At 62.9% G+C, this 6,035-nt stretch carries 6 protein-coding genes; 2 read left to right on the top strand and 4 right to left on the bottom strand.

Annotation, left to right across the window (positions count from 1 at the left end; genetic code table 11):
* Positions 1–919 precede the first annotated feature (919 nt).
* Entirely contained in the window at positions 920–1,117 is a 198-nt protein-coding gene (locus PAA8504_RS21505) for a hypothetical protein (RefSeq protein WP_219928978.1), read from the top strand.
* Between the two features lie 108 nt (positions 1,118–1,225).
* Here PAA8504_RS21505 and PAA8504_RS21500 read toward each other — a convergent pair whose 3' ends face one another.
* The 3 genes from PAA8504_RS21500 to PAA8504_RS21490 form a co-directional block, all read right to left on the bottom strand.
* A complete protein-coding gene (locus PAA8504_RS21500) occupies positions 1,226–2,206 on the bottom strand; it encodes an NAD-dependent epimerase/dehydratase family protein (protein WP_108896171.1) in 981 nt (326 codons plus the stop codon).
* Complete coding sequence (locus tag PAA8504_RS21495; RefSeq protein WP_108896170.1) at positions 2,199–2,771, bottom strand: TetR/AcrR family transcriptional regulator; 573 nt, start codon at positions 2,769–2,771, stop codon at positions 2,199–2,201. The genes PAA8504_RS21500 and PAA8504_RS21495 overlap by 8 nt, the downstream gene beginning before the upstream one ends.
* Before the next feature lie 324 nt (positions 2,772–3,095).
* Positions 3,096–3,734, bottom strand: coding sequence for a TetR/AcrR family transcriptional regulator (locus PAA8504_RS21490; protein WP_108896169.1), 639 nt, complete (start codon positions 3,732–3,734; stop codon positions 3,096–3,098).
* Positions 3,735–3,819: 85 nt separating this feature from the next.
* Between PAA8504_RS21490 and PAA8504_RS21485 the strand changes: the two genes are divergently transcribed.
* Positions 3,820–4,896 (top strand): aldo/keto reductase, encoded by a 1,077-nt coding sequence (locus PAA8504_RS21485; RefSeq protein ID WP_108896168.1) that lies wholly within the window; start codon positions 3,820–3,822, stop codon positions 4,894–4,896.
* Between the two features lie 598 nt (positions 4,897–5,494).
* Here PAA8504_RS21485 and PAA8504_RS21480 read toward each other — a convergent pair.
* Positions 5,495–6,035 (bottom strand): IS110 family transposase (locus tag PAA8504_RS21480; protein ID WP_146190563.1); only part of this gene is annotated, 541 nt, incomplete at its 5' end.

Below are 6,035 nucleotides of genomic sequence, written 5' to 3'. Positions count from 1 at the left end.
GCACGTCGACCTGCCGAAGCTTCGCGACGATCTCTTCCGGCTTGTGTCTCTTCTGGGGCATTCTTGCATCCTCCAACTGGCCCGTAAGCCATACTTCAGGGAGGACCACTTTTCAGGGGGCAGACCATGGTTGCCGCCCGTAGTGCAAGAGGGTTCTGACCGTGCTGGCGGGTGATCGAGTGCAGTCTTCTGTCAGGCCACGAGTTGCGGCACTTTCAGGCCGCGGGCCGGGATGGTGATCTGCGGATCGGGTCCAAATCTCTGCAGCGAGCTAATCTGCTCACAGCACCTTACTGGTTTTTCCGATCCAGATCTGTTCGATCGTTGCGCCCATTCGGGTCATCGCCGTCTCACAGCTCCTTCACCGACGCGGGACTGCTTTCGCTTTTCGGCTCATGCAGTAATCCCTGTCGGATGCAGATGGCGCCCGCACCATTCCTGATCCGAGCGACCGGGCCCTGGGTGGCGCTGAGACCAGCCTCGGGGCGCATCAGGCTTCGGGCTCCCGCGCCGCACCGCGGTGTTATTGCCTTTTCCTGTGCGGAATGCTCGCCTGGGCAGTGAGTCTTCACGGCTATGCGTTTGATCGCATGTTCGGATCCTACCACCCCAGCCAGGATTCTCGCAAGGCCCTGATATTACACTGGAACCTAGCTGAATTAAGGAATCGGCCTCGTAGTGCGAAACACGGGTGCTTCACATCCATGCGTCACCTTCCGGCAGAAGCTGGACTTATCGGCTTCCTTGGGAGAACCGCCGATTGGAAAGATCACGCATGTCTGGCGCCGCCGGTGCCCGCAGCAATCCGGCCTAAAATCCACAGAAATCATGCAGGTCGGTCTGCGAACGCAAGAATTGTCCACGGCGCGGCGCGTCGGCGCCCTTTTTTTCGAACACGGCGGAACGGATGTATGAAGGCGTGAGGAGCGGGGACCGCGACATCGCCGACGGCAGGCGGGTTTCCTTCGGCGACGTCGATGCGCCTGAGATCGGCCTCTGGGCGCTCTACCCGTCCCGCAGGTTGCTCAGCGCCCGGGTCGCGGCATTTCTCGGGACGCGGAAGCGCGCATTCCCCGAAGGCACGCCCGAGGAACTGGCCTCCTATGTCGGCCGGTAGGCCCCCACGGCTGCGCGGTGCCCCAAATCATTCGGCTCGGTACGCGCTCGGGATGACGAAGGTCTCGCCAGCACGGCAACAGTCGCCATCACATCGCGCTGCCATTGCCTAGTTGCCCCTCACTGCGCGCAGCTCTTCCAGCCCCCGCTCCCAGCTCATGACCGGGGCGTAGCCTAGCTCGCACTCGGCCTTGCCGGTATCGAGCGTTATCTCGACTCCGCTTGTCGAGAAGTCCTGCATACTTAACGGGCCCCGCAAACGACCGCCGCTTAGGCGGTAGGCCGCTTCGCCGGCCCGCGCGACGGACATCAGAATCCCCCGCGGCACCGTCTTCGTCGGCGGGGCGACGCCCTGGCTCTCAAGCAGGCACGTAACCGTCTCTCGGAACGGGCGCGCCGGGCCATCGGAAAGGTGATAGATTTCACCGCTTTGTCCCCGCTCTAGGGCGAGGTCGACGGCGTGGCAGAGGTTGGCGACGTGTAGGGTAGAACTGAGATACGTGCCGCCAGAGATCCAGGCAAGCTGGCCGCTGCGGGCGGCGGAAAGCAGGACCGGCAGGGCGGTCGTGTCATCCCGACCCCAGACCATGCGCGGTCGCAGGATCACGATGTGCTGACCTTCGGCGGCGGCGCGGCGCGCGATCCGCTCAGCCTCGGCCTTGCCCGCACCGTAGGCCCCCGCAGGACGGCGCGGATAGGGCGCGGTCTCGTCGACGTTGCGGAGCGGGCGGCCGCTTTGCAAAACGGAATCTGTGCTGATGAGGATTATACGACCGACTCCAGCCTGACGCGCGGCCTCTAGGACGCAGCGCGTTCCCTCTGCATTGAGGCGATACGCGTCGGACCCGATCCCGTGATCGGTGCTCGCCGCCGCATGGATCAGCACGTCCGACCCAGCCATCAGTGGCGCGAGATCGGTCTTCATGATGTCGCCAAGGACGGCCTGTCCACCCCAACCCCTCACCCGCTCCGCCGCCTCGATATTGCGGACGAGGCCCGTGGTGCGGCTGCCTCGAGCCGAGAAATGGCGCAAGAGATTGCGGCCGACATAGCCCGCCGCGCCGGTGACGAAGATGCAAGCCTCAGACATCGGCCGCTTCCTCGTCCAGGCTGCCGTCGCGTGCGAGCGTCTCGATATCGGAAAGTATCGCGGCGCGGTCGGCTGGATCCCAATGGTGGAACTGAAGATGTTCCTGAAACTTCAGCCCCTCCAGTGCCAACCAAGCCAGCCGGGCGGCCCGGGGACGGCTGGCGGCGCCCAGTAGCTCCCTGCCCAGGGCGTTTTGATTCTCGCGAAAGAAGTCGCGAAGATCGCCGTCCTGCATCAGGGCGGCGACCAGGCTCAGCACCGCGGCATTCGACTCAGGACACGGCGGATTGCGCCGCGCCGCCTCGATCCGGCCCATCAGCGGCGCGTCCGGCGCGCCTTCGAAGGGCGCGCGGCAAGCCGCGTTGAAGGCGTTGTCTGCGGCGATCGTGCGTTCGACCAGAGCCGCGACGAGATCCCGCTTGGTGGAATGCTCGTAGAGAACGGTCGCCTTGGAGACGCCGGCCTCCTTCGCGACGGCGTCCACCGTCAGCACGCCGTCTCGTGCGACGACGCGCTCAACCGCGTCGAGTATTCCGTTCTGATCGTGCTTGCGTGGGCGCGGCATCAGTCCAACCGGTTTATTTCCTACCATTCGGTTATTTACTACCGAATTGCCGCCGTCAATTGCCGATCGTCCGGAAAACTTGATCGCTACGCCCTAATGGCGATGCTTCCGGGACCGCGATCGGCACACCGATTGAAAACGTCAGCCTCGTCGACACCGGGGATCTCTCAGGAGGGGGGGACGATGCTGCACGCCGTATTGGAAGGCCGCTTCATGGAATTGGCGCCACGGCCTCCGTTCGCCAACGCGGGCCGCTTGCGCCGGACGACCAGGCGCAGAACCGACGGATGCAACTACGCAAAGGGTGGCTACGTCATAAAGGCGCTAAGAGGCCACGTTTCCCCCGACAATTGGGCTTGGCCAGCCCGCCATTGATGCTTTTGCTACCGCCAGCAGTGTATCCCGATCCGCACCGTCGCGGGCCAAGACAGACATGCCCTGTGTCACCGCAAGCGCCAAGTCGGCGAGGACACGGGGTTTCGTGTCCGGCGGCAGGAGCCCCCCCTCGATATCTCGTTCGATACGTCTGATGATGATCGCGCGGATACCCCGCCTTTCCTTCGCCGCCGCTTCCCGCACATCGGCGGCGTCCTTCGATCCCGTGGCCGCGGCACTGGCGAGCAGGCATCCCTTCGGGGTCACGTCGCCCGTGTAAAGCTTCGCCGCGTTTTCGATCATGCCGGTAACGGCATCCTGCGCCGTCGGTGCGCGGGAGAACGCGCGCTCGAGATCGTCCATATCGCCCGCGTAGCGCCGCATCGCTTCGAGGAACAATCGCTTCTTGTCGCCAAATGCCGCGTAGATGCTGGGGGCCGTCACCCCCATCGCAGCGGTCAGATCGCTGATCGAGGTCGTCTCGTAACCGCTTTCCCAGAACGCGAGCATTGCCTTTTCCAGTGCGGCCTCACGATCGAAGGACAGGGGGCGGCCGGTCTTGCGGCGCGATGCGGGGGCGTTTTCCATAACGATCACTATTAAAGCAGTTGACGCGACGGCTCAAGGGGTTCACTACGTTTCGTAACGATCAATATGAAACAAGGAGCCGTTCATGTCCCTCACGAATTTCCGCGCCCTCGGGCGGTCCGGTCTTGTCGTCAGCCCTCTTTGCCTCGGCACGATGACCTTCGGCCCCGGCGACTGGGGCGCGGACGAAGCGGCGTCGCGCGGAATCTTCAATGCCTACAGGGATGCAGGCGGCAACTTCGTGGATACAGCAGACATCTATTCCGGCGGCGTCAGCGAAGAATTGGTCGGCAAGTTCATCCGCGAGACCAAATCCCGCGACGACATCGTGCTGGCAACCAAGTTCGGCTTCAATGGGTCGAGCAGCCCTCTGACTGGGACCGCGGGCGGCGGGGGCAATCCCCATGCTGGCGGGGCCGGGGCAAAGAACATCCACCGCGCGCTGGACGCGTCGCTCAAACGGCTCGGAACCGACCATATCGACCTCTACTGGATGCACATCTGGGATGGCGTCACCCCTGTCGAAGAGATCGTGCAGACCCTGGGCGATCTGGTGCGCGCCGGGAAGATCCGCCACTATGCCTTCTCAGACACGCCCGCCTGGGTGGCGATGAAGGCCGCGACGATCGCGTCCGAGCGCCGGATACCGGGTCCGATCGCGATGCAGGTGGAATACTCGCTGGTCGCGCGGGGCGTTGAGGCCGAGCATTTCTCCGCAGCGCGCGAGGCAGGCATGGGCGTGATGCCCTGGAGCCCGCTCGCCGGCGGGTTTCTGACGGGCAAATACAAGCGGGACGATACCGCCGACACTGGACGGCTGAGTGGCGCGAACCCGTTCGGCGACAGCAAGTTCACGGATCGAAACTGGCTTGTTCTCGACGCCCTCCGCGACGTCGCTGCCGAACTGGCGTGCGACCCGGCGCAGGCTGCGCTTGCCTGGACGATGGCCCGGCCCGGTGTGACCTCAACCATCGTCGGTGCGCGCACGGCGGCGCAGCTAGCCAGTAACATCGCGGCGGCGAGCATCCGCCTGAACGACGACCAGATGAATAGGCTGAACGAAGTCAGCAAGCCGGCCGATGGCTTCACCTCGTCGCTGGCCTCACCGGTGATCCGAAAGATGGTCTATGGGGGCCATGACGTCACGGGCTGGGGGGAATAGGAGACACCAGGTGTGCTTGGAGCTGGTGCGCGAGTCCTAATGGCCGGTTTGGGCCAAATATTGGTTATCGAGCACTGAGTTAATGCGGCTATTGGAGGGCGCAGGTTCGAATCTCTACCTAACTGTATTTAGGTCCATTTTTGGGGCAGGATGGGGATGTCCCAGCCCTTACTAATATGGGTATGCTCGAGCAATATGCGCGGGTTCGGCAAGCTCAGCGGCGTAAGACGGAATAGTTTGACAGCATAGCATCCAACCGGCGCAGTACCCCTCGGTGGAGCGGCTTCCCCCACCCGACGCGGGCACTTGATCGGGAGAATATCGGCGGCACCAGGGCCTGGGTGACGGGGGTCACGTCAGCAGACTTACCACCTCGCTGATGGAGAGCCTGGACATGGCCTGCTTGAAGCCCACTCTTGGGAAGCCCGAAGTATGGACATCGACCAATCGGTCAAACGTTGCGATGCGGGCTTGCTGACCAAATCGCGTAGGAAATACTGCTGAAAGATCGAGGGTTTGCACTCTGGTGATCCGGAATTTTCTTACAAAAAACCGGGCTGAACCCAGTGCGTAAAGGCTCGAAGCATTCGTAATTGAACTATCTCGGTTCTGAAGTCGAGCTCCAGATCGGATCACAGAATATCTGTGAACGACGGAGATAGATGAGGAAATATTTTGCTGGACTGGACGTGTCGCTGCAGTCGTGAGCGGGGATGCTGACCAAGATGCTCAGTCGTTCCATCAGCCCGGTGTCAGAGGCGATGAGCGCCTGCATCGTCGCATCTATACGCGCGATCTGCCGCTCGACCTGTGCCAGCCGTTGCGTGAGAAAACGGCTCAGGACCACTTGCCTTGCCATCTTGAGCCGCGTTCTCGCGGCGGTGCGATCCTTGATCAGGCCTCGGCGGAACACCAGTAAATCGCGTAGATCTGCAACGACTTCAGGCTGCGCCACCGTCGGTTCGAGCTGCAGGGTAGCCCCCATCCTAGCCAGCATCTCGGCGTCGAGTCGGTCTGTCTTGGCAACACGCCCGATCGCTTCCGCGAACCGTCGTGCCTGTCGGGGATCGACCTTCGCGAAGGCCAGTCCCCGGCGCGACAAATGACGCTCAAGTTCCCGATGATATGTGCCGGACGCT

Origin of the sequence: Palleronia abyssalis, from assembly GCF_900302445.1 — a bacterium.
GTDB classification, from domain to species: Bacteria; Pseudomonadota; Alphaproteobacteria; order Rhodobacterales; family Rhodobacteraceae; genus Palleronia; species Palleronia abyssalis.
The sequence above is the reverse complement of the archived record's forward strand: the minus strand, read 5'-3'. Positions and strand labels throughout refer to the sequence as shown.

Bases quoted from the DNA above. Each gene is read 5' to 3' on its own strand.
- PAA8504_RS21500 (WP_108896171.1), bottom strand. From the start codon at position 2,206: ATGTCTGAGGCTTGCATCTTCGTCACCGGCGCGGCGGGCTATGTCGGC.
- PAA8504_RS21495 (WP_108896170.1), bottom strand. From the start codon at position 2,771: ATGCCGCGCCCACGCAAGCACGATCAGAACGGAATACTCGACGCGGTT.
- PAA8504_RS21490 (WP_108896169.1), bottom strand. From the start codon at position 3,734: ATGGAAAACGCCCCCGCATCGCGCCGCAAGACCGGCCGCCCCCTGTCC.
- PAA8504_RS21485 (WP_108896168.1), top strand. From the start codon at position 3,820: ATGTCCCTCACGAATTTCCGCGCCCTCGGGCGGTCCGGTCTTGTCGTC.